General features: G+C 66.4%; 21 protein-coding genes. 13 read left to right on the top strand and 8 right to left on the bottom strand.

Annotated elements, in window-relative coordinates; all coding sequences use genetic code 11:
- Positions 1-14: 14 nt before the first annotated feature.
- The 5 genes from IFT89_RS00350 (at position 15) to trxA (ending at position 7,305) form a co-directional block, all read left to right on the top strand.
- Positions 15-1,694: a DHA2 family efflux MFS transporter permease subunit gene (locus IFT89_RS00350; protein ID WP_202937904.1), complete on the top strand. Its 1,680-nt coding sequence runs from the start codon at positions 15-17 to the stop codon at positions 1,692-1,694.
- 134 nt (positions 1,695-1,828) lie between these two features.
- Positions 1,829-4,168 (top strand): DUF6049 family protein, encoded by a 2,340-nt coding sequence (locus tag IFT89_RS00345; protein WP_202937903.1) that lies wholly within the window; start codon positions 1,829-1,831, stop codon positions 4,166-4,168.
- Positions 4,161-5,777 (top strand): murein biosynthesis integral membrane protein MurJ, encoded by a 1,617-nt coding sequence (gene murJ / locus IFT89_RS00340; protein ID WP_194642858.1) that lies wholly within the window; start codon positions 4,161-4,163, stop codon positions 5,775-5,777. The genes IFT89_RS00345 and murJ overlap by 8 nt, the downstream gene beginning before the upstream one ends.
- Before the next feature lie 151 nt (positions 5,778-5,928).
- A complete protein-coding gene (trxB, locus tag IFT89_RS00335; RefSeq protein ID WP_086472471.1) occupies positions 5,929-6,939 on the top strand; it encodes a thioredoxin-disulfide reductase in 1,011 nt (336 codons plus the stop codon).
- Positions 6,940-6,984: 45 nt separating this feature from the next.
- On the top strand, positions 6,985-7,305 hold the full coding sequence (gene trxA / locus IFT89_RS00330; RefSeq protein ID WP_064294045.1) for a thioredoxin: 321 nt from the start codon (positions 6,985-6,987) through the stop codon (positions 7,303-7,305).
- Positions 7,306-7,573: 268 nt separating this feature from the next.
- On the opposite strand, the gene IFT89_RS00325 is transcribed toward trxA, so the two are convergent.
- From IFT89_RS00325 to rpmH, 8 genes are all read right to left on the bottom strand, one after another.
- Positions 7,574-8,632: a ParB/RepB/Spo0J family partition protein gene (locus IFT89_RS00325; RefSeq protein WP_079704316.1), complete on the bottom strand. Its 1,059-nt coding sequence runs from the start codon at positions 8,630-8,632 to the stop codon at positions 7,574-7,576.
- Positions 8,632-9,534 (bottom strand): ParA family protein, encoded by a 903-nt coding sequence (locus tag IFT89_RS00320; protein WP_274500041.1) that lies wholly within the window; start codon positions 9,532-9,534, stop codon positions 8,632-8,634. Before IFT89_RS00320 ends, IFT89_RS00325 begins: the two co-directional genes overlap by 1 nt.
- Positions 9,535-11,732: 2,198 nt before the next feature.
- Entirely contained in the window at positions 11,733-12,374 is a 642-nt protein-coding gene (gene rsmG / locus IFT89_RS00315; RefSeq protein ID WP_191939950.1) for a 16S rRNA (guanine(527)-N(7))-methyltransferase RsmG, read from the bottom strand.
- Between the two features lie 30 nt (positions 12,375-12,404).
- On the bottom strand, positions 12,405-12,908 hold the full coding sequence (locus IFT89_RS00310; RefSeq protein ID WP_064294041.1) for a Jag family protein: 504 nt from the start codon (positions 12,906-12,908) through the stop codon (positions 12,405-12,407).
- A gap of 8 nt (positions 12,909-12,916) precedes the next feature.
- Complete coding sequence (gene yidC / locus IFT89_RS00305) at positions 12,917-13,900, bottom strand: membrane protein insertase YidC (RefSeq protein WP_064294040.1); 984 nt, start codon at positions 13,898-13,900, stop codon at positions 12,917-12,919.
- A gap of 9 nt (positions 13,901-13,909) precedes the next feature.
- A complete protein-coding gene (gene yidD, locus IFT89_RS00300; protein WP_079003764.1) occupies positions 13,910-14,221 on the bottom strand; it encodes a membrane protein insertion efficiency factor YidD in 312 nt (103 codons plus the stop codon).
- The gene (rnpA, locus tag IFT89_RS00295; protein WP_137242933.1) at positions 14,218-14,580 is read right to left on the bottom strand and encodes a ribonuclease P protein component; all 363 of its coding nucleotides are present in this window, start codon (positions 14,578-14,580) and stop codon (positions 14,218-14,220) included. The genes yidD and rnpA overlap by 4 nt, the downstream gene beginning before the upstream one ends.
- A 7-nt stretch (positions 14,581-14,587) precedes the next feature.
- A complete protein-coding gene (rpmH, locus tag IFT89_RS00290; RefSeq protein WP_056010217.1) occupies positions 14,588-14,725 on the bottom strand; it encodes a 50S ribosomal protein L34 in 138 nt (45 codons plus the stop codon).
- Positions 14,726-15,052: 327 nt separating this feature from the next.
- Here rpmH and dnaA point away from each other — a divergent pair, with 327 nt between their 5' ends.
- The 8 genes from dnaA to IFT89_RS00250 all read left to right on the top strand — a co-directional run bounded on the left by dnaA (position 15,053) and on the right by IFT89_RS00250 (position 26,181).
- Positions 15,053-16,474 carry a chromosomal replication initiator protein DnaA gene (gene dnaA / locus IFT89_RS00285; RefSeq protein WP_064294038.1) on the top strand — a complete coding sequence of 474 codons (1,422 nt, stop codon included), beginning with the start codon at positions 15,053-15,055 and terminating at the stop codon, positions 16,472-16,474.
- 468 nt (positions 16,475-16,942) lie between these two features.
- On the top strand, positions 16,943-18,094 hold the full coding sequence (gene dnaN / locus IFT89_RS00280; RefSeq protein ID WP_064294037.1) for a DNA polymerase III subunit beta: 1,152 nt from the start codon (positions 16,943-16,945) through the stop codon (positions 18,092-18,094).
- A gap of 17 nt (positions 18,095-18,111) precedes the next feature.
- Positions 18,112-19,002, top strand: coding sequence for a phosphogluconate dehydrogenase (NAD(+)-dependent, decarboxylating) (gnd, locus tag IFT89_RS00275; RefSeq protein WP_056010210.1), 891 nt, complete (start codon positions 18,112-18,114; stop codon positions 19,000-19,002).
- Positions 19,003-19,162: 160 nt separating this feature from the next.
- Complete coding sequence (gene recF / locus IFT89_RS00270) at positions 19,163-20,383, top strand: DNA replication/repair protein RecF (protein WP_137242932.1); 1,221 nt, start codon at positions 19,163-19,165, stop codon at positions 20,381-20,383.
- Positions 20,376-20,900, top strand: a complete 525-nt coding sequence (locus tag IFT89_RS00265; RefSeq protein WP_137242931.1) for a DUF721 domain-containing protein — start codon at positions 20,376-20,378, stop codon at positions 20,898-20,900. Before recF ends, IFT89_RS00265 begins: the two co-directional genes overlap by 8 nt.
- A 123-nt stretch (positions 20,901-21,023) precedes the next feature.
- On the top strand, positions 21,024-23,033 hold the full coding sequence (gyrB, locus tag IFT89_RS00260) for a DNA topoisomerase (ATP-hydrolyzing) subunit B (protein WP_064294034.1): 2,010 nt from the start codon (positions 21,024-21,026) through the stop codon (positions 23,031-23,033).
- A gap of 126 nt (positions 23,034-23,159) precedes the next feature.
- Positions 23,160-25,784: a DNA gyrase subunit A gene (gene gyrA, locus IFT89_RS00255; protein ID WP_079704324.1), complete on the top strand. Its 2,625-nt coding sequence runs from the start codon at positions 23,160-23,162 to the stop codon at positions 25,782-25,784.
- The gene (locus IFT89_RS00250; RefSeq protein WP_056010202.1) at positions 25,774-26,181 is read left to right on the top strand and encodes a DUF3566 domain-containing protein; all 408 of its coding nucleotides are present in this window, start codon (positions 25,774-25,776) and stop codon (positions 26,179-26,181) included. The genes gyrA and IFT89_RS00250 overlap by 11 nt, the downstream gene beginning before the upstream one ends.
- Positions 26,182-26,204: the final 23 nt, after the last annotated feature.

Here is a 26,204-nt window from a genome sequence, read left to right as displayed (position 1 = left end):
GATCGTTTCCGCGCATGACGGAGTCCACGCCTTCCGCGAAGCCTGAGCGCTCGCCGTCGGACCGTCGCAAATGGTTCGGCCTCGTCGTCATCAGCATCGCCGTCGCCCTCATCATCGTCGATTCGACGATCGTCAACGTGGCGATCCCGTCGATCGTCGACGACCTCGGGATCTCCTCGACCCAGGTGCAGTGGGTCCAGGAGTCCTACACGCTCGTCTTCGCCGCGCTGCTCATCGTGTTCGGCACGCTCGCCGACCGGTTCGGCCGTCGTCGGATGCTGCTCGTCGGCGTCGTGGTCTTCGGCGGAGCCTCCGTCTTCGCCGCCCTCGCGGCGACGGGCGACCTCCTGATCCTGTCCCGGGTCATCCAGGGCGTCGGCGGCGCGATGATCCTGCCGACGACCCTCTCGATCATCAACGCGACCTTCCGAGGCCGCGACCGTGCGATCGCCTTCGCGGTGTGGGGCTCCACGATCGGGGGCATGGTGGCGGTCGGTCCGCTCCTCGGCGGCTGGCTCACCACCGACTTCTCCTGGCGCTGGGCGTTCGGGATCAACGTACCGCTCGGCGTCCTCATCATCGTCGGACTGCTCCTGTTCGTGGGGGAGTCCCGAGAACCCGCGACGGACCGCATCGACGCCGTCGGCGCCGTCCTGTCGATCCTGACGAGCGCGTCCCTCGTCTACGGACTCATCGAGGGCCGGAGTCTCGGGTGGTGGCTCACCGACAACCCGCTCGTCATCGGGGACTGGACCTGGCCGTTCAGCCTCTCCCCGGTGCCTGTAGCCCTCATGGTCACGGTCGTCGCAGGTGTCGCGTTCGTCCTCTGGGGACGCCACCGGATGCGCCACGGGCGCAGCACGATCATCGCGTTCTCCCTGTTCTCGCTGCCGTCGTTCCGGAACGGCAACATCGCCGCCCTCATCGTCTCGCTGGGGGAGTTCGGCATCATCCTCTCGCTGCCGATCTGGCTCCAGTTCGTCCTCGGCTACAGCGCGCTGCAGACCGGTCTGATCCTCCTGGCCCTCGCGATCGGTTCCTTCGTCGCGAGCGGGTTCGCCGGCGCGTTCGGCAACCGGGTCGCGCCCGTCCTGATCGTCCGCGTCGGCATCGTCGCGGAGATCATCGGTGTCGCGGGTATCGGGCTGGTCGTCGGGCCGGCGACCGAATGGTTCGCGATCGTGCCGTTCCTGTTCGTCTACGGCTTCGGCGTCGGTCTCGCCACCGCACAGCTGACGGGCGTCGTGCTGAAGGACGTGCCCGTCGAGCAGAGCGGCCAGGGCTCCGGAACACAGAGCACGGCGAGGCAGATCGGCTCGGCGCTCGGTATCGCCGTCCTCGGGACCATCCTCTTCGTGAGCACAGCGTCGGTCCTCGACGGACGACTCGAGGACGCCGGTGTGCCGACCGCCCAGCGCGACGCTCTCGTGACGAGCGTCGTCGACAGCTCGGGCGCCGCCATCGCCGGTCTCGACGCGAACCCGGCGACCGCGACGGTCGCCGAGGACGCCAGGATCGCCCTGTCGGACGGCACCCGCTCCGCGGCGTTCGCCGCCGCAGGATTCCTCGCGGTCGGCTTCCTCGCCACCCTGTCGCTCGGGGCCGGGCGCCGGGAGGACCGAGAGGACGAAGCCGGAGCACGAGCGGACGGGACGGACTCCTCCGAGACGTCCGACCCGACCTCGCGGACGTAGGGCTCGAGGCCGCCTCACACCTCCGCCGCCGGCGAATCGGCGTCTCCCAGGACATCAGCACCCAGGTTCGACTGGGAGGCCCCCGTACAATCGTCACCGGACGGTTCCGCCCGAGCGGACCGTCCCCACCGCCCATGACACGCCACCGCCACCGCCCACGCCTCCTCAGCGCCCTCGCCGCAGCCGCGCTGTCGTTCGCCGTGGTGTCCGCCGGCGCATGGTCCACGGGTTCCGGCGCAGTCGCCTCGCCCGAGCTGAGCGCGAACACGGCATCGACTCCCGACGGCCTCGTGTCCGTCGAGGTGAGCCCGAGCGACGGAGGAGCGGTCGAACCCTCGTCCCTCACCTCGTTCGGCATCACGCTCACGAACGGCACCGACGCCGACCTCCCCGCCGGCTCCGTGTCCGTGGCGGTCACCACGGCGCGGATCACGGGCACCGCGGCGCTCGACGCCTGGCTCGACACGACCGGGGCGGACGCCGCTGCGACGCCCGCCGGCACCACCGTGGTACGGACGATCGACATCCCCGAGCTCATCGCCGGACAGCAGTACGTCGTCAGCGGGCTCGACTTCACGCCTCCGGCGCTAGGGTTCGACGACACAGACGCGTGGGGTTCCTACGGTGTCTCAGCCGGCTACGTCGCGGGTGACACCGCAGCCGGAGGTCGGACAGCGCTGGTCTGGCGGGCGCAAGGACAACCCACGTCAGCCACCGTCGCGCTCGTGGCGCCGCTCACCGTGCCCCTCAGCTACGGCGGACTCCTCGATGCGGACGAACTCGCCGAGCTCACGGCCGACGACGGTGCGCTCACGACTCAGCTCGACGCACTCTTCGGCGAGCAGATCGCGCTCGGGATCGACCCACGCATCATCGCGTCCGTCCGCGCGCTCGGCACGCGCGCACCGGAGAGCGCCGTCGCCTGGCTCGCCCGCCTCGAGGCCGCAACGAACGAGACGTTCGCGCTCCAGTACGGCGACGCCGAACCCGCTGTACAGGCCGAAGCCGGCCTCGACCGACTGCTGACCCCGAGTTCGTTCTCCTTCGCCCTGAACGTCGCCGACTTCCCCGTCGTGCAGCCGACCGAGACGCCCACCCCGACCGGGTCGCCGACCATCGGGCCCGACGACGTCCAGCCGACGCCGCAGGCGGGGTCCTCGCCGGCCACGGCGTCCGACCCGTCGGCGGCAGTCACTCCGTCGGACGAGCCGACACCCACACCGAGCCCCTCCGAGACGCCCGGCCAGGCGGTGCCGACCGTTCCGACGATGGACGAGCTCCTCAGGTGGAGTTACTCGCTCCCCAGCATCGTGTGGGCGGGAGGCACGGTGACCGATGCGGATCTCGCCGTCTTCGCCGCATCGGGCGGAACGGTCACGATGCTCGACTCCGCGAACACGACCGACACCGGACAGTCCGTGCGCGCCTCGGCGACGGTCGGCACGGCGCAGACGCTGCTGGCCGACCACGGCCTCGCCGAGTCGCTGGGCGACGCCGCCGCCGCCACGACGGACGCGGCGTTCGAGAGCGCCATTGCCGACGTGAACGCGCGGGCGGCCGCCATCGGCACCGAGGGTTCGTCCGGCGGAACGGTCGTCGCCGTGCTGCCTCGGGGAGTGGACGCGACCCTGCCCGCCCTCGCCGACACCGTGAACGCGCTCCGCTCCCTGCCGGCCACGGCGCAGACCTCCCTGGCGGCGACGCTCGCCGAGCCCCCGGCCGCGGCGACGCTCGGGGCGATGGCACCCGACAGCGAACGCGTGTCCGACGTGCAGGTCCTCCTCGACGAGGAACAGGACGTCACCGCCTTCTCCTCGGTGCTCGACGAACCCGAGCTGCTGACCGGACGGGAGCGCGCCACCCTGCTCTCCAGCCTCGCGGCCGGATGGCTGCGTGCGGAGGGCGGCTGGGGATCGGCGGTCACCGCGCAGCAGGAACGGACGGACACGGTCCTCGCGTCGGTGCGCGTCACCGACAGCAGTCGCATCAACATGGTCGGCGGCGAGGTGTCCCTGCCGTTCGCCGTGCGCAACGACCTGCCCTATCCCGTCACCGTGGTCATGGAGGCCTCACCGAGCAACGGTCGGTTGAGCATCTCCGGTTCCGTGACGCAGGAGATCGCCGCGGACTCGCGCGCCACCGTGCTCGTCCCCGTGCAGTCGCAGATCGGCAACGGCGACGTCACCCTCCGTCTGCAACTCTTCAGCACCAGCGGGCAGGCGATCGGCGAACAGTCCTTCGTGGGCGTGAACGTCCGCGCCGACTGGGAGGGCATCGGTGCCGTCGTCCTCGCCCTGCTCGTCGCCCTACTGTTCGTCAGCGGTGTGGTCCGCATGGTGGTGAGCCGACGAGCCAAGCGACGCGGCTCGGGTGCCACGTCCGCCGCCCCCACAGATGCTCCGGACAGCGGTCAGCCCCCCGGCGGTGAGCCCCCGGTAGAGTCGTCACCCGGACGACAGGAGACGAATGGCTGACGGCATCGGCAGGGCGAGCGCGCTCCTCGCCTCGGGAACCCTCGTCTCCCGACTGCTCGGCTTCGTCAAGGCGATCCTCGTGGCTCAGGCCATCGGCGTCCTGGTCATCGGCGACACCTTCGCGATCGCCAACCAGCTCCCGAACACGATCTACGTCATCATCGGCGGCGGCGTGCTCAGCGCCGTGCTCGTGCCGCAGATCGTCCGTGCGGGGATCCATGCCGACGGTGGCAACGCGTACATCAACAAGCTCGTCACCATCACCCTCGTCTTCATCGGCGGGGCCACCGCGCTCATCACCCTGCTCGCACCCGTGTTCGTGTTCATCGTCGCCGCGACGCTGTCGCCTGATCAATTCGCGCTCGCGACGGCGTTCGCCTACTGGTGTCTCCCGCAGATCCTGTTCTACGCGCTCTACACCGTCCTCGGCGAGGTCCTGAACGCACGCAAGATGTTCGGGCCGTTCACCTGGGCACCGGTGCTCAACAACGTCATCGCGATCGCCGGGCTGATCGCCTTCATCACGCTGTACGGCCGCGGCGACCTCGCGGTCAGTGAGTGGACCGACGGTCGAACGGTGCTCCTCGCAGGCTCCGCGACCCTCGGCGTCGTCGTCCAGGCCGCCTTCCTCATGCTGTTCTGGCGTCGGGCCGGACTGCGTTTCCGACCGGACTTCCAGTGGCGAGGCGTCGGCCTCCGCGCCACCGGGCGGATCGCCAGCTGGACCTTCGGCATGCTGCTCCTGACGACCGGTGCGGGGATCGTCGAGACCCAGATCGTCGCCTCCGTGAGCGATAAGGGACCCTCGGTCGCGATCCTCAACTACGCCTGGCTGATCTTCATGCTCCCGCACTCGATCATCACCGTCTCGATCGCGACGGCCTATTTCACGCGGATGAGCGAGCACGCGCAGGGCACACGCGATCGCGGACGGGACATCCAGCGGCTGCAGGCCGACATCTCCGGGGCCATCCGCGTCGTGAGCGTCCTCATCGTGCTCGCAGCGGCCGTCATCATGGTGGTCGCCGTGCCGTTCGGCAGTGTCTTCGCCGAGACGTTCGAACAGGCGCAGGCGATGGGCGGCATCATCATCGCGTTCGTGATCGGACTCGTGCCTTTCTGCATCCTCTTCGTCCTCCAGCGCGCGTTCTACGCCCTCGGAGACACGAAGACGCCCTTCTTCTTCACCCTGTTCCAGACCCTCCTGTTCGTCCTCCTGGCGCTGATCGTGCTCCTGGTCCTCCCACCGCATCTGGTGGGTGCCGGCGTCGCGCTCGCCATCACGATCGCGTGCATTGCACAGACCGTGGTCGCCGCACTGCTGCTCCGGCGCCGGCTGGGGGGTCTCGACGGCCGACGTATCGTCCTAAGCCTGGTCCGGTTCATCGCCGCCGCCGTGCCTGCAGCTGTGGTCGGAGTCGTCGTGCTGCTGCTGCTCGGCGGTGTCAGCGAAGAGGGGTTCCCGACGGCCACGATCCCCGGCGCCATCGTCACCATGGCCGTCGTCGGGGCGGCGATGGCCGCCGTGTACCTCGCGGTGCTCGCCCTCCTCCGCACGCCGGAGCTCAAGGCGGCCTTGGCGCCCGTCCTCGCCCGGTTCGGGCGCTGACACCCACGGGTCGACGCCACCTCACGCACACCGGCTGAGAGCTGCCCGAGGTCCCGGGGGGAGCGGAATAGCGGCCGGTTAGGATGTGTTACACCACTCGGAACCCCGGAACCCACCTGGTCCGGGAGCCCACGAACCACTGAGGAGCATCGTGCGTCAGGTCATCATCATCGGATCAGGACCCGCCGGCTACACGGCGGCGATCTACGCTGCCCGCGCCTCGCTGCAGCCGCTGCTCGTCGCGTCATCGGTCGAGGCCGGCGGCGAGCTCATGAACACCACTGAGATCGAGAACTTCCCCGGCTTCCCCGAGGGCATCCAGGGCCCCGAGCTCATGATGAAGCTCCAGGAGCAGGCAGAGCGGTTCGGCACCGAGGTCCTCTACGACGACGTCACCGAGCTCAAGCTCGACGGCGACGTCAAGACGGTCACCCTCGGCAACGGACAGGTGCACGAGGCCCACACCGTGATCTTCGCCACCGGCTCCGCCTACCGCAAGCTCGGCCTGCACGACGAAGAGCGACTCTCCGGCCACGGTGTGTCCTGGTGCGCCACCTGCGACGGCTTCTTCTTCAAGGAGAAGACGATCGCGGTCATCGGCGGCGGCGACAGCGCCATGGAGGAGGCCACCTTCCTCACACGGTTCGCGTCGAAGGTGTACGTCATCCACCGCAAGGACACCCTGCGCGCGTCGAAGATCATGCAGGACCGTGCGTTCGCGAACGAGAAGATCGAGTTCATCTGGAACAGCGAAGTCGCCGGCATCACCGGCGCCGACGCGGTCGACGGCGTGACGCTGCGCTCGACCACCGACGGCACCGAGACACACCTGCCGCTCGGTGGCCTCTTCATCGCGATCGGCAACGACCCGCGCACACACCTCATCCACGGCCAGCTGGAGCTCGCCCCCGAGGGCACGATCGCCGTCAAGGGCCGCTCGTCGAAGACCAACCTCCCCGGCGTCTTCGCCGCGGGCGACGTCATCGACCCCACGTACCGACAGGCCATCACCGCAGCCGGCAGCGGCACCATCGCCGCCCTCGACGCGGAGCACTACCTCGCAGACCTCGAGCAGGCTGCTGGGGAAGCGTCGGCCATCGGCGAAGCACAGACGGCCGGTCGTCCGCAGCCGGCCGACCCCGTGCTCACCACCACCGTTTGATCGACGGCCAGGCTGTCGGCCTGGCCACCACGAAGGAGAACACTCATGTCAGATGCAGTCACCGAGGCCACGTTCGACGAACTGGTCATCAACAGCGACAAGCCCGTCCTCGTCGACTTCTGGGCCGCCTGGTGCGGTCCGTGTCGCGCGGTCGGCCCGATCCTCGACACGATCGGCTCCGAGAACAGCGACAAGATCACCGTTCTCAAGCTGAACGTCGACGAGAACCCGAACCTGGCCATGAAGTACCAGATCACCTCCATCCCCGCGATGAAGGTGTTCAAGGGTGGCGAGGTCGTGCAGACCGTCATCGGCGCCAAGCCGAAGGCCGCACTCGAGAAGGATCTCGCAGCTTTCCTCGCCTGATCAGGTTTTTCTGAACCACTGAACCGCCCGGCTCATTCGAGCCGGGCGGTTCTTCGTTGTCGGGGTGTTTCACGTGAAACATCCCGAATTATCGCTCTGATCAGGTCTTATCAATCACAGAGCACGCGCGCGGCACTTCGACAGGCTCAGTAACCGAGATGGGGCGGCCGTCCGCCAATCCACGGATTCCGCCGCCTTGGTCCCTGAGCTTGTCGAAGGGCATACGGTACCCCGCGGCCGACTGGCCCATGTTTCACGTGAAACAGCGTCAGGAAGACTGACCGAATCCTGACTCCCCAAGCTCGCTCAGGATGCGGTTGAGGTCGGCGATGGTCGCGAACTCCACGACCATCTGCCCCTTCTTCGCACCGAGCGTCACCTTCACGCGGGTGTTCAGGCGGTCGCCGAGGCGGTCTGCGATCTCATCGAGTTGTCCACGACGCGATCCGGCCACCGGACGCGGCTTCTTCGCCTGAACGCCCTGAGCCGCAGCAGCCTCGGCCGCGCGAACCGACAGGTCCTCGTTCACGATCTTGTCGGCCAAGCGCTGCTGTGCCTCAGGATCGGTCAGCGACAGGATGGCGCGAGCATGTCCGGCGCTCAGCACACCGGCAGCCACGCGCTGCTGCACGGCCGCCGGCAGCTTGAGCAGGCGGATGGTGTTGCTGATCTGGGGGCGGGAACGACCGATGCGGTTGGCAAGTTCGTCCTGGGTGATTCCGAAGTCGGCCAGGAGCTGCTGGTATGCAGAAGCCTCCTCGAGCGGATTCAGCTCGGATCGGTGCAGGTTCTCGAGCAGCGCATCGCGCAGCATGTCCTCGTCGGCGGTGTCCTTGATGATCGCGGGGATGCGGTCGAGACCCACCTCCTTCGAAGCGCGAAGACGCCGCTCACCCATGATGAGTTCGTATCGCTCGTCGTCGCCAGGGATCGGCCGGACCACGATCGGCTGCAGTACGCCGACCTCACGGATGCTCGTGACGAGTTCGGCGAGGTGGTCCTCATCGAAGACCGTGCGCGGCTGGTTGGCGTTCGGCACGATCAGTTCGGGGGAGAGGTACGCCAACCGGGCACCGGGGACGGCCACGAGCTGCGGCCCATCTGCCGTGGTCGCAGCGGCGTCCGGTGCAGTGGGGGCGTCAGCTGCCGCCGCCTCTGCTGCGGCGGCGTCCGCAGCGGCGGTAGCCGCGTCCTTCGCTGCCTTGCGGGCAGTGCCCTGGTTGTCGGGGAAGAAGACGTCGACGGGACGGTTCGCCTGCGAGTCTGAACTCGTCGTCGGAATGAGTGCACCGATCCCGCGACCGAGTCCAGTTCGTTTCGTTGCCATCAGTGACTGACTCCCTCAGGGTGGTTCGTATCGGGTGTATCGGAGGAGCCTGCGGCCCATCGGTTGGCGATCTCCGCCGCTGCTTCGAGATAGGACACCGCGCCGAGCGACGTGGGGTCGTAGCTGATGACGCTCTGCCCGAAGCTGGGGGCTTCAGAGATACGCACCGCTCGTGGGATGACCGACTCGAGGACCTGCCCGGTGAAATGGTCTCGGACGTCCTGAGCCACCTGCTGCGCGAGGTTGGTGCGCCCGTCGTACATCGTCAGGAGGATGGTGCTGACGGCGAGCCCTGGGTTCAGGTGCCGCTGGATCAGCTGGATGCTACTGAGGAGCTGACTCAATCCCTCGAGCGCGTAGTACTCGCACTGGATGGGGATGAGGACTTCCTTGGCCGCGACGAAGGCATTGATCGTCAGGAGTCCGAGGGACGGCGGGCAATCGATCAAGACATAGTGGAACGGCTCTTCGGCGTCCTGGATGAACTGTTCGAGGGCCGTGCGGAGACGGTGCTCACGCGCGACCTGTGACACGAGTTCGATCTCCGCGCCGGCGAGATGGATCGTCGAGGGAGCGCAGAAGAGCGTGGGGAACTCGGGGCTCTGCTGGACGACATCGGCTAGGGGGAAGTCGTCGATCAGGACGTCGTAGACACTCGGGACATCCGAGTGATGCTCGACGCCGAGTGCGGTGGACGCGTTCCCCTGGGGATCCAGATCGATCACGAGGACACGTGCACCCGAACGGGCGAGGGCGGCGCCGATGTTGACGGTGGTCGTCGTCTTGCCGACTCCACCCTTCTGGTTGGAGACCGTGAAGACCCGAGTGTGGTCGGGCGTCGGCAAGGTTGCGTGAGCCAAGGCTTTACGCCTCTCAGTCAGATGATGGAGCTCGCGAGCCAACGGCGTGGACGCGTCGAAGGCGCTACCAACGGAGTCGCGCTCGGGAGCCGCGGAATGCGTTGGTTCGGGTTGTTTCACGTGAAACCTTCTTGCTCGAAACGTGTACTTCAACCGTACCAGCGTGGGCTGACGCCAGGGGAGCGATCTCCGACAGCGATCGGGGGAGTGTGGAAGCGTCGCGGCCCTCGAGCGCCGTTTCGCGACACCCGCATGTCGTCGATCGCCCCGCATGGCGCCCAGAAGGGACGCCTCGCCCTCTCTCTTCCACAGGGTTATCCACAGGGCTCCGAGATACCCGATGCCGCGGAACCGCGTGCGCCTCGGGCGTGCAGGTCGAAGCTGGTCAGATCAACACGAGACGAGCCCGGCGGACGTATGTTGACAACCATGGGGGAAGTGCCTCTGCAATCAGTCAGAGATCCGCGTCTTTCCGCGGAAGTTCGCACCCGATCGCCCCACGCCGGGTCCAGTACGTCCAGGCTCTTGCCCCGGTGCGTGTTGACCACAGTTCGGTGGTACGCCGGTTGGGGCCCGGTTCTTCACGGAGGATCGCCGGTTCCTCCGGCTACGTGCGAGAACTGTCCACAGAGTTATCCACAGGCGCTATCTCCACGCGCTCGTATGGTGGAGAGCTGTACGACTGGCGCAAGTCCGCGCCAGCGTTTCACGTGAAACCAAGACTCCGTGCACGCCGAGCCGTCCCGCGGCTCACATCGATAGGCGCCTTTCCAGCCTCTGGCCACAGCCCGCTGTCCGCCTCACCGGGGTGATCCGACAGTGGGGGAGCGGTAGCGACGAAGCATCACGCAACCGGTCCGATCCCACACGCGGTCCGTCGTACCCGCCCGCTGTTTCACGTGAAACACTCTCGACAGGACCAACGCAACGGATGGGGTGGTCTCGAGCGCAGGCCAGCCTGCTACCGCGCCCTGTGCTCGTCGAACTCAACTTGTCTCCACCGCCGCGCTACAGCCGCGCAGGAGCAGACCGCCACCCATGTTCCACGTGAAACATCGAACACCGCGGCGGTCCCGGCACGACGGCCTGGGAGCGCACTCACTGAGTGAACTGGCACACACGACTCCAGGCCGATAGGAACCACTCCTGAAAACGAAGAACTCAAGCGAGTGGCATCGTCCCACGTTCCACGTGAAACGTCGCTCAATCTCATCCTTCCGGCGGCAAGCACGCTCCGCCGAGCCTATCTGGGCGCAGAACCATGCATCGTCAGTCGGAAGTACACCAGCTCATTCCAAGCTGACAGGAGTCACGAGCACGACCTCCGCAGCGCCGGCGCACTTCGACACATCGTTACGCCGAGTGGCCGCCGTGCACCGTGCGTCGCAGCCCCGTCGGGGAAAGCGCTCGGAGTAGCAGCAGGGGCTCCGGCGTGACCGCACCGCACGGCGCCAGAGCCTCCAAGACCGGGGCGCCTTCGACGCACGCGATAGCAACAGGCCGACCATCCTCTCCTTCTTCGGCCGGCAGCTCACCCACACCTCAGCCAGCGCCGACCCGCCGGTGCACATGAGCCTGCCGACGGTCGGGCGCCAGTCGGCCCGCAGGCACATAGGAAACTGGCGGAATGCGCATCTCGCAGCAGTTCTCCAACGACAGGTCCGCCACGTGATGCACCCCCGCGAGTCAGTTGAACGTGTGGGACGGGGACGGGGTGACGCATCTTCCCTGCAACCAAGGAACGCCTCGGACCTACCCGGGGTTCGAACGAAGGCCACAGATCACTGACACGCCCGACCGGATCACCAACCTGGGAGGTCCACCGTTGCCACCCGCACTCGTCCGTCATCTCCGAGGGGGCAGCTAGCTGGCCGGCCACCGCGCACAACAGCATCGACGTCTGGGGGCGCCGACCACCGAAGCGCGGAGCATCGCCGCCCGTCGATCGCGGTGCCGGCGCCGCGTCACAAGACTGGGGCTACAGGCCAAGTGAAGAACATATATGAGATACCAGAAGCATTACCGCTGGCAAACGTCAGAAAACACTCGAATCCGGCCCACCCGGCACCCCAGATTCGTGTCAAATTAGACCGGAGAATCGTTCCTGACGAACTCAGGACCTCTGAATTGGCCGCAGGTTCCGGGCCGGTTCGTCAGGAGCCATTCTCCCGAGAGCTCGCAAGCCGCGGAAGATTGTCTGCGGTGCCCCTCGCGGAGGCCCCGAGCGTTCCCGACTGACCTCAGCCGCGGACGGTTCCAACGATGACTCGGGTCGGCTCCGCGAGAACGCCCTCGCCAAGCGTTCGAACCTCGACACCGGAGACCCGGTACTTGCGAAGCTCCTTGGTCGATGCATCGACCTCCGCCTGCGCGCCGGCACCCTTCATGAGGACCAGCTCTCCGCCGTCCCGAAGCAGGGGAGCGGTGAGGGGGAGCAACTTGCGGAGCGCACTGACCGCGCGCGCGGTCACCTGGTCGAGGGGCTCATCAAGACGAACCTCCTCAGCGCGCGCTCGCACGACGGTGACGTTCTCGAGCCCGAGGACTCCGACCTGATCGTTGAGCCAGGCGACTCGACGTTCCATCGGCTCGATGAGCACGAACTCGACGTCCGGCCGGGCGATCGCGAGGACCAGTCCAGGCAGCCCCGCGCCAGTGCCGACATCCCCGACTCTGCCGGGACGAAGGAGCGGAGCCACAATCACGCTGTTGAGGATGTGGCGCGTCCAGAGACGCGGAAGCTCCAGGGGCCCGATCAGCCCGAGTGGCTCACCGAACTCCGCCAGGTTCGCGGCGAATGCACGACCGACATCGATCCGGTCACCGAACAACTCGGACGCTTCCGCCGGTTCCGGTTCGAGTCCTGCAGGCACGTCAGTCATCGCAGTTTCACGTGAAACGATCAGGCCGCGTCAGCCGCGGGTGATGACGGTGTGACGGTCGCGGCCTTCGCCGTGCGACTCGGACACGAAGCCGCGAGCCGACACGATGTCGTGGACGAGCTTGCGCTCGTAGCTCGACATCGGGGGGAGTGCCGCCTCGGTGGAACCAGCCTCGATGCGCTCGACCGCTCGCTCCACGAGGGCGCCGAGCTCCTGCTGACGCGCTTCGCGGGATCCGCCGATGTCGAGGATGAGCCGGGAGAAGCCACCGGTACGGTTCTGAACAGCTAGGCGGGTCAGCTCCTGCAGCGCGTTGACCGTGTCGGGACGCGACAGGAGACGCAGGTTGCTCTCCGTGGGGGAGTCGATCGACACGTACGCACGACCATTGCGGGCATCGATGTCGATGTCGCCATCGATGTCGCAGATGTCGAGGAACTCCTCGATGTAGTCCGCTGCGACGTCGCCCTCTTCTTCGAGCTGCGTGATGGTGGGTGCTTCGTCCTGGGCCGGGGCCAGTTCCTGGTCAGTCACCGATACTCCTACTTGTCTCGTCCGTCGGTCTGCTGCTTCTTCGCACGCGCCTTGCCCATGGGCTGCTGGCGCTGCGTCGGGGTCTTCTTCTCGGGTACCGGCGCCTCGGAGATCGAGATGACGTCGCCGTTCGGCGTCATGAGCTTGCCCTTCCGCGCGAGACGCTCCTCACGAGCCTTCGCAGCGTCGGAACCAGGCGTCGGCATGTTCCGGATGACGAGGAACTGCTGCACCATCGTCCACGCGTTGGACGTCAGCCAGTAGAACATGACGCCGAGCGGGAAGGCGAAGCCGGAGAAGAGGAACACGAAGGGCAGGATGTAGAGGAGGATCCGCTGCTGCTTGAACTGCGGGCTGGCCTTCGTCTCGGCCGACATGTTCTTCGACACGATCTGCAGCTGCGTGATGAACTGCGACGCGCACATGAGGATGACCATGACGGCGGCGATGATGACGACCGCCCAGTTGACCGGGTTGCCGGCGAGTGCCGCCTGCATGCTCGTGTGCAGCGGAGCGATCCCGAACAGGTTCGCGTCGCCGAACTGCACGGCGAGGGTCTCGTTCAGGGGACCGACGCCGGCCTTGCTCTTCTGGGCGTCGTTGAGCACGGAGAACAGAGCGAAGAAGATCGGCATCTGGACGAGCAGCGGCAGACATCCGCTGACGGGGGAGGTGCCGTGCTTCTTGTACAGCTCCATCGTCTCGCGGGACATCGCCTCGCGGCTGGCCTGGTCGCGTTTGCCCTTGTACTTCTCCTGCACCTTCTTCATCTGCGGCGCGATCTCGAGCATCTTGCGCTGGCTCTTGATCTGCTTGATGAACAGGGGGATGAGCGCGGCACGGACGACGAGGACGAGCCCGACGATCGAGAGGACCCAGGTGAGACCGGCCGCGGGGTCGAGTCCGATGGCCGTCCACAGCAGGTGCCAGCCCACGAGGAGCAGCTCGACCGCCCATTTGAGCGGCCAGAGAATTGTGCCGATGATGTCCATAGGTGCGGGTCAGCCCTTTCCGTGGCTCGGTTGCACGACAAATCCGTGAGAAGTGACGCTGTACCGAAAGTTCTTCTTGGGTGGTACCTCGTCGAAACGAGGTGCAGCCCAGGGGTGGCATCTCGCGATGCGGGCCGCTGCCATCGCCGAACCGACGACGACACCGTGTTGCTGCACCGCTCCCAGAGCGTACGCGGAACAGCTGGGGTAATACCGGCAGACGTCGCCGTACAGCGGGGAGATCGCGGCGCGATACCCGCGGAGCGCCAGCACCGCAGCATTGCGGGGCGCGAGGCAGGTGGCAGCGAGGACGCCGTTCATCGGTGCGCGTCCGAAGCCTCGACGATGACGCCGCGTTTGGCGAAGGCACGATCGACCTCGGCATGGAGCGAGGCGAACGGCGCCGTTGCTGCAGACGGCAGTGCTCGGATGACCACGTCAGCGCCGTGGGCAGCCTGAACGACGCTGTCGTGGCAGATGGCCTTCAGGCGACGTCTGACGAGATTGCGGGTCACTGCGTTACCGACCGTTTTCGCAACGATGAACCCGAAGCGCGGCTGTCCGCCCTTCGGGTTCATGCGTACGTACATGACCGTGTGCTCGCCGACGAACCGGGACCCGCGACGAACTACCCCTCGGTAGTCGTCGCCGGACGTGATCCGGCTCGCACGCTCGAGCACGACGGCTCTACGCGGAGAGTTCGGTGCGGCCCTTGGCGCGACGAGCCGACAGGATGCCGCGGCCGGCACGCGTGCGCATGCGCAGACGGAAGCCGTGCTTCTTGGCGCGACGACGGTTGTTCGGCTGGAAGGTTCTCTTGCTCATAATTACGATCTCCGGATCATGACCCACCACTGCACAGGTGGCAGCAGGGTACGGAAGGGTGCCCGTGGGCAGAAGTCAACTGATTAAACCTACGGTCTACTCGCGCGAAGGTCAAACCAGCGGCGCCCAAACGAATGATTATCCACAGGATTCTCAGAAATTGTAGCAGTGACACGCAGGGCGGCCGTACAGTGATTTGGGACTGGGGCGACGTGTTGTTAGCGTAAGCCCTCGGGTTATGCACAGCGTGTGGATAGCACCGCGCTCAGCCCCGAATACTCAGGGGAGAGCCTGTGGATGAACCTGTGAGTATGTGTGGGGAGAACTATGTCGGACGCCGACGATGCGATCGCTGAGACCTGGCAATCGGTGCTCGAGATCCTCTCCGTCGACGACCGCATCACCCCGCCACTCCGCGGGTTCCTCAACCTCATCGTCCCCAAGGGCATCATGGGCGGCACCTTCTACCTCGAGGTGCCCAACGAGTTCACGATGGGCATGCTCAACCAGCGCATGCGGGCACCGATCCTCGCCGCACTCGCGTCCATCGTCGACGGCGGTCCCGTCGGCAACTACGCGATCGTCGTCAACCCCGACATCGTCGAGGAACGGTACGAGCAGACCGGCTTCCAGCACATCGACCCGGCACCGCTCGAGTCGCCGCAGCCGCAGCTGACCCCGACGCCCACGCTGCCGGCGCGCGAGAACGACACCCGACTCAACCCGAAGTACAGCTTCGACAACTTCGTCATCGGCCAGTCCAACCGGTTCGCGCACGCGGCCGCGGTCGCCGTGGCCGAAGCGCCGGCGAAGGCCTACAACCCACTGTTCGTGTACGGCGACTCCGGGCTCGGCAAGACCCACCTCCTCCACGCCATCGGCCACTACGCGATGAACCTCTACGCGGGGATCCGCGTCCGGTACGTGTCCAGCGAGGAGTTCACGAACGATTTCATCAACTCGATCGCCAACAACCGCGGCTCGTTCTTCCAGTCGCGGTACCGCGACATCGACATCCTGCTGATCGACGACATCCAGTTCCTCCAGGGCAAGGCGGAGACGCAGGAGGCGTTCTTCCACACCTTCAACACCCTGCACGATCACAACAAGCAGGTGGTCATCACCAGCGACCTGCCCCCGAAGGCGCTCACCGGCTTCGAAGAGCGGATGCGTTCACGCTTCGAGTGGGGACTCATCACCGACGTCCAGGCTCCCGACCTCGAGACGCGCATCGCGATCCTGCGCAAGAAGGCGCAGAACGAGAAGCTGCACATCCCGGACGAGGTCCTCGAATTCATCGCCACCAAGGTGTCGAGCAACATCCGTGAGCTGGAGGGCACGCTCATCCGGGTCGTCGCATTCGCGAGCCTGAACCGGACCGCCGTCGACATGACGTTGGCCCAGACGGTGCTGAAGGACGTCATCAGCCTCGACGACGACAACGTCATCTCGCCGATCGACATCATCAACACCACGGCCGACTACTTCAAGCTCTCGGTCGACGACCTGTACGGCTCGAGTCGGTCGCAGGCCGTGGCGACGGCGCGGCAGATCGCGATGTACCTCTGTCGCGAGCTCACGAACCTCTCGCTCCCGAAGATCGGTCAGCTGTTCGGCAACCGGGACCACACGACGGTCATGTACGCCAACCGGAAGATCACCGACCTCATGCAGGAGAAGCGCTCGATCTACAACCAGGTGACCGAGCTCACGAGCCGCATCAAGCAGAACCTCCGCTACGGCGCCTGAGGCGTCCTGATGAACGTTTCCGGCCCCTCGACGCACTCGGTGCGCTCAAGGGGCCGATTTCGTTCATCAGGCGACGACGAGCGCTCATTCGACGACATGATCCGCGTCCGATCTGTCCACATTCCGGCCTCGCAGCCCTGTGGATAACCTGTGGAGGGATGTGGAAGCTCCGGGCACGCTTGTGAGTGAACACCGTTCACCCGCCTCCGCGTCCCACACCCTCGCGTCGTTCTCTCCACAGGCCGCCACCAAGTTACACACATGTAGTTCCCTGTGTTCGAGCGGGTTCGGCGGACTTATCCACAGTTTCCACACCGGTTAAGACTGTTAACCGTTAATTCAATGATCTCTCCGCCAAACAACCTTTCCCTAGGCTCGCTTCTCCACAGCACCTCGTCCCACTCGACCCCGGAAGCAGACCCACTAGCATTGGTGACGTCATCGAGAGCCAGAGACAGGGGACTTGTCGTGCGATTCAGCGTCAACCGGGATGTATTCAGCGAAGCCGTCTCGTTCGCAGTGAAGCTGCTCCCGCAGCGCCCGACGCTGCCGATCCTCAACGGCATCCTCATCGAAGCCGGTGACGACGGTCTCATCCTGTCCTCCTTCGACTACGAGGTGTCCAGCCAGACCGGAATCGCAGCCGAAGTCGAGGAGGCCGGTACGGCACTCGTCAACGGCCGGCTGCTCTCGGAGATCGCCAGCCGACTCCCGAACGCGCCCGTCCGGTTCAGCAAGGTCGAGAACCGCATCGAGGTCACCTGTGGTTCAGCCCGGTTCACGCTCGGATCGATGCCCGTCGAGGAGTACCCGACGATCCCGCAGGTCGACGCCGACTTCGGTCTCGTGCCCGCCGACGAGTTCGCCACTGCAGTGAGCCAGGTGGCCGTCGCGGCAAGCCGCGACGACGTGACCCCGGTCATCACCGGCGTGCAGCTCGAGGTCTCCAAGACGAGCCTCAGCCTCGTCGCGACCGACCGCTACCGGGTCGCGGTGCGCGAGATCGACTGGGACTCGGGCCAGGGCGACGGTTCCAGCGAGACGATCACGGCCCTCGTGCCGGCCCGCACGCTCCAGGAGGTCGGCAAGACCTTCGGCCACAGCGGCAACATCAACGTCGCGATCACGAATCGCGACGACCGCGAGCTCATCGCGTTCCGGGCTGACCGCAAGACGGTCACCTCGCTGCTGATCAAGGGCAACTTCCCGCCGGTCAAGCGGCTCTTCCCCGAGACGACCGACAACTACGCGATCATCAACACCGCGGAACTCATCGAGGCGACCAGGCGTATGTCGCTCGTCCTCGAGCGCGAAGCGGCCCTCCGCTTCACCTTCACCATCGACGGCCTCACGCTCGAGGCCGTCGGATCCGAGCAGGCGCAGGCATCTGAGGGCATCGACGCCCTCCTCACCGGCGACGACATCGTGCTCTCTCTCAAGCCGCAGTTCCTGATCGACGGTCTGACCGCGGTCCGGAGCGAGTATGTGCGGTTCTCGTTCACGAAGACGGAGAACACGAACAAGCCGGGACCCATGCTCATCACGAGCCAATCCTCCAAGGATCAGCCGGGTGCCGACAGTTACAAGTACCTGCTGCAGCCGAACCTGCTGCTGCGCTGACACGCAAAGGATCCTCCATGCACATCGGTCTCGTCGGTCTCGGCAAGATGGGCAACAACATGCGCACGCGCCTGCGTGCGAACGGCATCGAGGTCACCGGTTTCGACCGGAACCCCGATGTCACCGACGTCGCGACGATCAGCGACCTCGTCGCTGCGCTCCCGGCACCTCGCACGGTCTGGGTCATGGTCCCCGCCGGGGCCATCACCGACTCCGTCGTCGAGGAGCTGAACGGCCTGCTCGAGGCCGGCGACCTGGTCATCGACGGCGGCAACAGCCGCTTCACGGACGACTTCAAGCACGCTGAACTGCTGTCGGCGAAGGGCATCGACTACATCGACGCCGGCGTCTCCGGCGGTGTCTGGGGTGTCGACAACGGCTACGGCCTCATGGTCGGCGGTTCCAAGGAGCAGGTGGAGCGGGTCATGCCCGTCTTCGACGCGCTGCGTCCTGAAGGCCCGCGCGATGAGGGCTTCGTCCACGTCGGAGAGGTCGGCGCCGGCCACTACGCGAAGATGGTGCACAACGGCATCGAGTACGCGCTCATGCAGGCGTACGCCGAGGGCTTCGAGCTCCTGGACAAGCGCGAAGACATCATCAAGGACGTCCCGGGCACCTTCAAGGCCTGGCAGCGCGGGACCGTCGTGCGGTCCTGGCTGCTCGAGCTGCTCGTCCGCGCCCTCGAGGAGGACCCTGATTTCGAGCAGATCGAGGGCTACGTCGAGGACTCGGGCGAGGGCCGCTGGACGATCGAGGAGGCCATCGCGAACGCGGTGCCCGTCCCGACCATCTCGGCATCGATCTTCGCCCGCTTCGTGTCGCGCCAGGAGGACTCGCCGGCCATGAAGGCGGTCGCGGCACTCCGCAACCAGTTCGGCGGTCACGCGGTCAAGAAGGCCGACGACTGACGACACGACGTCTCCTGACGAACGAAATCGACCCTCCCGGAGCATTCCGCTTCGCTGGAGGGTCGATTTCGTTCACCCTGCGTCGTCGTGACGGGCGCGCTCAGACGTCCGACGGCGCCCCGACCCGTTCGGCGTCAGGGCGAGGCGGTAGGGTGACGTGGTGATCGTGCGGCACTTGAATCTCACCGACTACCGCAACTACGCGGTGGTCGACGTGGCGCTCGAACCCGGACCCAATCTGTTCGTGGGTCGCAACGGCCAGGGCAAGACCAACCTCGTCGAGGCGATCGGATACCTCAGCAGCCTCGGGTCCCATCGGGTCTCCTCCGAGCAGGCGCTCATCCGACACGGTGCCGACGCGGCGATCATCAGGGCGCGCATCGTGCACGACGGTCGTGAGCTGCTCGCCGAGGTGCAGCTCAACCGGGGTTCGGCCAACCGCGCCCAGGTGAACCGGTCCCAGATCAAGCCGCGCGAACTGCCGCGATACGTGTCCACCGTGCTGTTCGCCCCGGAGGACCTCCTGATCGTCCGCGGCGACCCGTCGGCGCGCCGGCGGTTCATCGACCAGCTCCTCGTGCAGCGGATCCCCCGGCTGGCCGGCGTGATGGCCGACTACGACCGCTCCCTGAAGCAGCGGAACTCGCTCCTCAAATCGGCGAGGGCGCGTGGGCTGAAATCCGGGCCCCTGGCGACGCTCGACCTCTGGGACGACCGACTCGTGCAGTACGGCACGGAGATCATCGCCGAACGTCTGCAGCTCCTGGCCATGCTCGGTGGACCACTGCGCGGAGCGTACGAGGCCGTGGCCGGCGACGATCACCGACCGGTCCTCCTGCCCGTGCTCAGTATCGCCGGCACCGATGCCGAGGACGAGTCGGCAGCCGCCGATCCCACGGAGGGCGTGGAGCCGGGCGCCCCCGTCGATCTGGCGCGCATCGCGGAACGGTTCCGTGCGGCGCTCGCGCAGCGCCGGTCGGCCGAGCTCGAGCGGGGCCTGACGCTCGTCGGACCGCACCGCGACGACGTGTTCTTCGGTCTCAACGGGCTGCCGGTCAAGGGGTACGCGAGCCACGGTGAATCGTGGTCGTTCGCGCTCGCCGCCAAACTCGCCTCGGCCGAGCTCCTCCGGGCCGACTCGTCCCTCGGCGATCCGGTGCTCATCCTCGACGACGTCTTCGCCGAGCTCGATTCGCGTCGCCGGGAACGCCTCGCGGCCGCGGTCGCGGAGTACGACCAGGTCATCATCACCGCGGCCGTGTTCGACGACGTCCCCGAACGGTTCACCGCGCACGTCGTGCGCATCGAGGCCGGACGGATCGTGGACGGTCCGGACGAGGCGGCCTCCTTCGTGAGCCCCACGGAGTCGACGCATGACTGAGCCGCGGCGACTCGGACGGGACGCCGACCCGGCGGGGGAACTCTCCGCCACGGTGTACCTCCGGTTCAAGGAGATCTTCGGCGGCGAACGGGTCTCCCGTGATCGCAAGCGCCGCGAACGCTCGGCCGAGGGGCCGCAGGACTCGGTGCCGTACGGTGTCGGTCGCGACCCGAAGGGCCTCGGGACGGTCATCGATTCACTGACCGCCGGACTCGGGTGGAACTCGCCGCTCGCCCAGCACGAGGTCCTCGGGAACTGGGCGGAGTTGTGCGGCGAGGACACCGCCAGATACTCCGAACCGGTGTCGATCGCGGACGGCGTCCTGATCGTCCAATGCCAGTCCACGGCCTGGGCGACGCAACTCCGGCACATGCGCCATGAGATCCTCGTCCGCATCGCCGAACGCTATCCCGACGCCGGTGTCGACACGATCCGTTTCCAGGGCCCCGGAGCACCCTCCTGGAAAAGAGGCCCCAGGTCGATCCCAGGGCGTGGTCCACGCGATACTTACGGCTAGGGAGGCAAATACGGCCTCCGGGCATGGAAAAGTGCCTCAAACGGGCGTTTTCTCGCGGCTTCACGGGGTCTGTTTGGTAGGATGGAACGGTCGAATCTCGACGGTTTGGAGCCCTCTTTTCCTATGACATCAGAACCCAACACGCACGCCCAAGACTCTGATTACGGCGCAAGTGCCATCCAGGTTCTCGAAGGTCTCGAAGCCGTCCGGAAGCGGCCCGGTATGTACATCGGGTCCACCGGTCCACGTGGTCTGCACCACCTGGTCTACGAGATCGTCGACAACTCCGTGGACGAGGCCCTCGCCGGCTACTGCGACACGATCCTCGTGACCATCCTGGAGGACGGCGGCGTCCGCGTCATCGACAACGGTCGAGGCATCCCGGTCGACATCCACCCGGTGGAGAAGAAGTCGACCGTCGAGGTCGTCCTGACCATCCTGCACGCCGGCGGCAAGTTCGGCGGCGGCGGGTACGCGGTCTCCGGTGGGCTCCACGGCGTCGGTTCGTCCGTCGTCAACGCACTGTCCACGCGCCTCTCCGTCGAGGTCCGTCGTCAGGGTTCGGTCTGGCGCCAGAGCTTCCAGCACGGTGTCCCCGACGCCCCGCTCCACGAGGACGAGCCGTCCTCCGAGACGGGCACCACGATCACCTTCTGGCCGTCCGCCGAGACGTTCGAGACGACGGAGTTCGACTACGAGACGCTCCGGACCCGCTTCCAGCAGATGGCCTTCCTCAACAAGGGCCTCCGCATCGAGCTCGCCGACGAGCGTCCGTTGCGCGACGCCATCGAGGCCGACGACGTCGACGACAACTCGGCGGCACACTCGCAGCGCAAGGACGTCTTCTTCTACGAGCGCGGTCTCGAGGACTACGTCGAGTACCTGAACAAGGCCAAGCGTGCCGAGCTCGTCCACGACGAGATCATCTCCTTCGAGTCGGAGAACACCGAGCGCAAGATCGCGCTCGAGGTCGCGATGCAGTGGACGACGGCGTACAACGAGAGCGTCCACACCTATGCGAACACGATCAACACGCACGAGGGTGGCACCCACGAAGAAGGGTTCCGCGCGGCGCTCACCACGCTCGTGAACCGCTACGCACGTGAGAAGGGCATCCTCAAGGAGAAGGACGACAACCTCTCCGGCGACGACGTCCGCGAGGGCCTCACCGCCGTCATCTCCGTGAAGCTCTCCGAGCCGCAGTTCGAGGGCCAGACGAAGACCAAGCTCGGCAACACCGAGGCGAAGGCGTTCGTGCAGAAGGTCGTCAGCGAGCAGCTCAACGACTGGTTCGACCGCAACCCGAACCAGGCCAAGGAGATCATCCGGAAGGCGCTGCAGGCCGCGACCGCTCGTCTCGCCGCCCGCAAGGCCCGCGAGACGGCCCGTCGCAAGGGCCTCCTCGAGGGTGGCGGCATGCCCGGCAAGCTCAAGGACTGCCAGTCGAAGGACCCGTCGCTGTCCGAGATCTTCATCGTCGAGGGTGACTCCGCAGGCGGCTCCGCCGTGCAGGGGCGCAACCCGGAGACCCAGGCGATCCTCCCGCTCCGTGGCAAGATCCTCAACGTCGAGAAGGCACGCCTCGACCGCGCGCTCGCGAACAACGAGGTCCAGGCCATGATCACGGCCTTCGGTGCCGGCATCGGTGAGGACTTCAACCCCGACAAGGTGCGGTACCACAAGATCGTGCTCATGGCCGATGCCGATGTCGACGGCCAGCACATCACGACGCTGCTGCTGACCCTCCTGTTCCGCTACATGCGCCCGCTCGTCGACCTCGGATACGTGTACCTCGCGCAGCCGCCGCTCTACCGCCTGAAGTGGTCGAACGCCGACCACCAGTACGTGTACAGCGACCGCGAACGCGACGCCCTCCTCACCGACGGTGTCGCCTCGGGCAAGCGCATCCCGAAGGAGAACGGGATCCAGCGCTACAAGGGTCTCGGCGAGATGAACTACAAGGAGTTGTGGGAGACCACGATGGACCCGCAGACGCGGACGCTCCTCCAGGTCACCCTCGACGACGCCGCGGCTGCCGATGAGATCTTCTCCACGCTCATGGGCGAGGACGTGGAGTCCCGCCGGACCTTCATCCAGAAGAACGCGAAAGACGTCCGCTTCCTCGACATCTAGCCGGCCCGGTCACTGAGCTTGTCGAAGTGCGACAGCCTCGAGGACCGTCCGGCCCCGACATAGCCCCTCGACAAGCTCGGGGAGCGAAGATCGTTCAGCTCCGCAATCGAAAGAGTCAGTAGACACATGGCAGACGAAACCAACGACGAGATCACGGTCCCGGACGAGGACCACGGCGTGCACGGACGGATCGACCAGGTCGACCTGCAGCTCGAGATGCAGCGCAGCTACCTCGACTACGCGATGAGCGTCATCGTCGGCCGCGCCCTGCCCGACGTCCGCGACGGTCTGAAGCCCGTCCACCGCCGCGTGATCTACGCGATGTACGACGGCGGCTACCGCCCCGACCGCTCGTTCTCCAAGTGCGCGCGCGTCGTCGGCGACGTCATGGGTCAGTTCCACCCGCACGGCGACACGGCCATCTACGACGCGCTCGTCCGCCTCGTCCAGCCGTGGAGCCTTCGGTACCCGTTGGCGCTCGGCCAGGGCAACTTCGGCTCACCGGGCAACGACGGCGCGGCCGCCCCTCGGTACACCGAGACGAAGATGGCCCCACTCGCCATGGAGATGGTGCGCGACATCGACGAGGAGACCGTCGACTTCCAGCCCAACTACGACGGCGAGTCCCAGGAGCCGGTCGTCCTGCCGGCGCGCTTCCCGAACCTCCTCGTCAACGGTTCCGTCGGCATCGCGGTCGGCATGGCCACGAACATCCCGCCGCACAACCTCCGCGAGGTCGCCGACGGTGCCCTGTGGCACCTGGCGAACCCCGAGGCCAGCCGGGAAGAGCTCCTCGAGGCGCTCATGCAGCGCATCAAGGGGCCGGACTTCCCGACCGGCGCGCAGATCCTCGGTATCAAGGGCATCCAGGACGCCTACCGCACGGGTCGCGGTTCCATCACCATGCGGGCCGTCGTGAACGTCGAGGAGATCCAGGGCCGGACCTGCCTCGTCGTCACCGAGCTCCCGTACCAGGTGAACCCCGACAACCTCGCGCTGAAGATCGCCGACCTCGTCAAGGAGGGCCGTCTCGGCGGCGTCGCCGACATCCGCGACGAGACCTCCGGTCGCACCGGCCAGCGGCTCGTCATCGTGCTGAAGCGCGATGCGGTCGCGAAGGTCGTCCTCAACAACCTCTACAAGCACACGCAGCTGCAGGACAACTTCGGCGCGAACATGCTCGCGATCGTCGACGGCATCCCGCGCACGCTGCCGCTCGACGGGTTCATCACCAACTGGGTGACGCACCAGGTCGAGGTCATCGTCCGCCGCACCGTGTTCCGACTCCGCAAGAAGGAGGAGCGCGCACACATCCTCCGCGGCTACCTGAAGGCGCTCGACGCCCTGGACGAGGTCATCGCGCTCATCCGCCGTTCGCCGTCCGCCGACGAGGCGCGCACGGGCCTCATGGACCTCCTCGAGATCGACGAGCTCCAGGCCAGCGCGATCCTCGACATGCAGCTGCGTCGTCTCGCCGCCCTCGAGCGTCAGAAGATCATCGACGAGGCCGCCGAGATCGAAGCGCAGATCGCCGACCTCAAGGACATCCTCGCGAAGCCGGTCCGCCAGCGTGAGATCGTCAGCGAGGAACTGACCGCGATCGTCGACAAGTACGGCGACGACCGCCGCACCGAGATCATGTTCGGCTTCGACGGCGACATGAACATGGAAGACCTGATCCCCGAAGAGGAGATGGTCATCACCGTCACCCGCGGCGGGTACATCAAGCGCACGCGGAGCGACAACTACCGTCAGCAGCACCGCGGTGGCAAGGGTGTCAAGGGTGCCCAGCTGCGCGCGGACGACGTGGTCGACCACTTCTTCGTGACGACGACGCACCACTGGCTCCTCTTCTTCACCACGAAGGGCCGCGTGTACCGCGCGAAGGCCTACGAGTTGCAGGAGGCCGGCCGCGACGCCAAGGGCCAGCACGTCGCCAACCTGCTCGCCATGCAGCCGGATGAGGAGATCGCCGAGATCCTCGACATCCGCGACTACGAGGCCGCGACGTACCTGGTCCTCGCGACACACGACGGCCTCGTCAAGAAGACGGCGCTCTCGGAGTACGACACGAACCGCTCGGGCGGCATCATCGCGATCAACCTGCGCGAGGGCGACGAGCTCACCTCCGCACTGCTCGTGGAGAACGACAGCGACGTCCTGCTGGTGTCCCGCAAGGGTATGTCGATCCGCTTCACGGCGAGCGACGAGACCCTGCGGCCGATGGGACGAGCGACGAGCGGCGTGATCGGCATGCACTTCCGCGACGACGACAAGCTGCTCTCGGCGTCGGTGCTGCCGTCAGTCGAGGGTGAGGAACGCGAGGCGTTCGTCTTCGTCGTGACCGAGGGCGGCTACGCGAAGCGCACCAACATCGACCAGTACCGCGGCCAGAACCGCGGCGGTCTGGGCATCAAGGTGGCCAAGCTGAACGACGATCGAGGCACGCTCGCGGGCGCGTTGATCGTCGACGAGAGCGACGAGGTCCTTGTGGTTCTTGCCAGTGGCAAGGTGGTAAGGTCTGCCGTGGCCGAAGTTCCAGCGAAGGGGCGCGACACGATGGGCGTCGTCTTCGCACGTTTCGCGGAGAGCGACCGAATCATCGCGCTGGCCAAGAACAGTGACCGAAACCTTGAGACCCAGGATGTTCCGGAGACGGTTGCAGACGCAGCCGCCACGGAGGGTGCAGAACCCGAGGCATCCGTGCCGGACGAGACTCCGGCGATGAAGGAAGAAGTAGATGAGCAGTAGCGTCGCAGAGAAGTTGGCCAAGAAGTCGACCAAACGCACCAGCACCAAGCAGGTGCGCCTGAAGCTGGTGTACATCGACTTCTGGTCGGCGGTGAAGCTGTCGTTCCTGGCGGCGATCGCGGTCGCCGTGGTCATCGTGGTGTTCTTCTTCCTCGTCTACACGGTGCTCAACACCACCGGTGTCTTCACGAAGGTCGGTGGCCTGTTCACCGACATCGCCGGCCCGGGGAACAACATCCTCCAGTACGTCAACCTGCCGCAGGTCATGGCCTTCGCCGGCATCGTGGCGCTGCTCAACCTCATCGTCATCACGCTGATGGGAGCCCTTCTCGCGGGGCTCTACAACCTCAGCGTGAAGATCACGGGTGGCCTCCTCGTCGGGTTCACCAACAACTGACGCTCCTTCGGGTCGGCGCCGCC

This window comes from Plantibacter sp. CFBP 13570, from assembly GCF_014841395.1.
Lineage (GTDB): Bacteria > Actinomycetota > Actinomycetes > Actinomycetales > Microbacteriaceae > Plantibacter > Plantibacter auratus.
The sequence above is the reverse complement of the archived record's forward strand: the minus strand, read 5'-3'. Positions and strand labels throughout refer to the sequence as shown.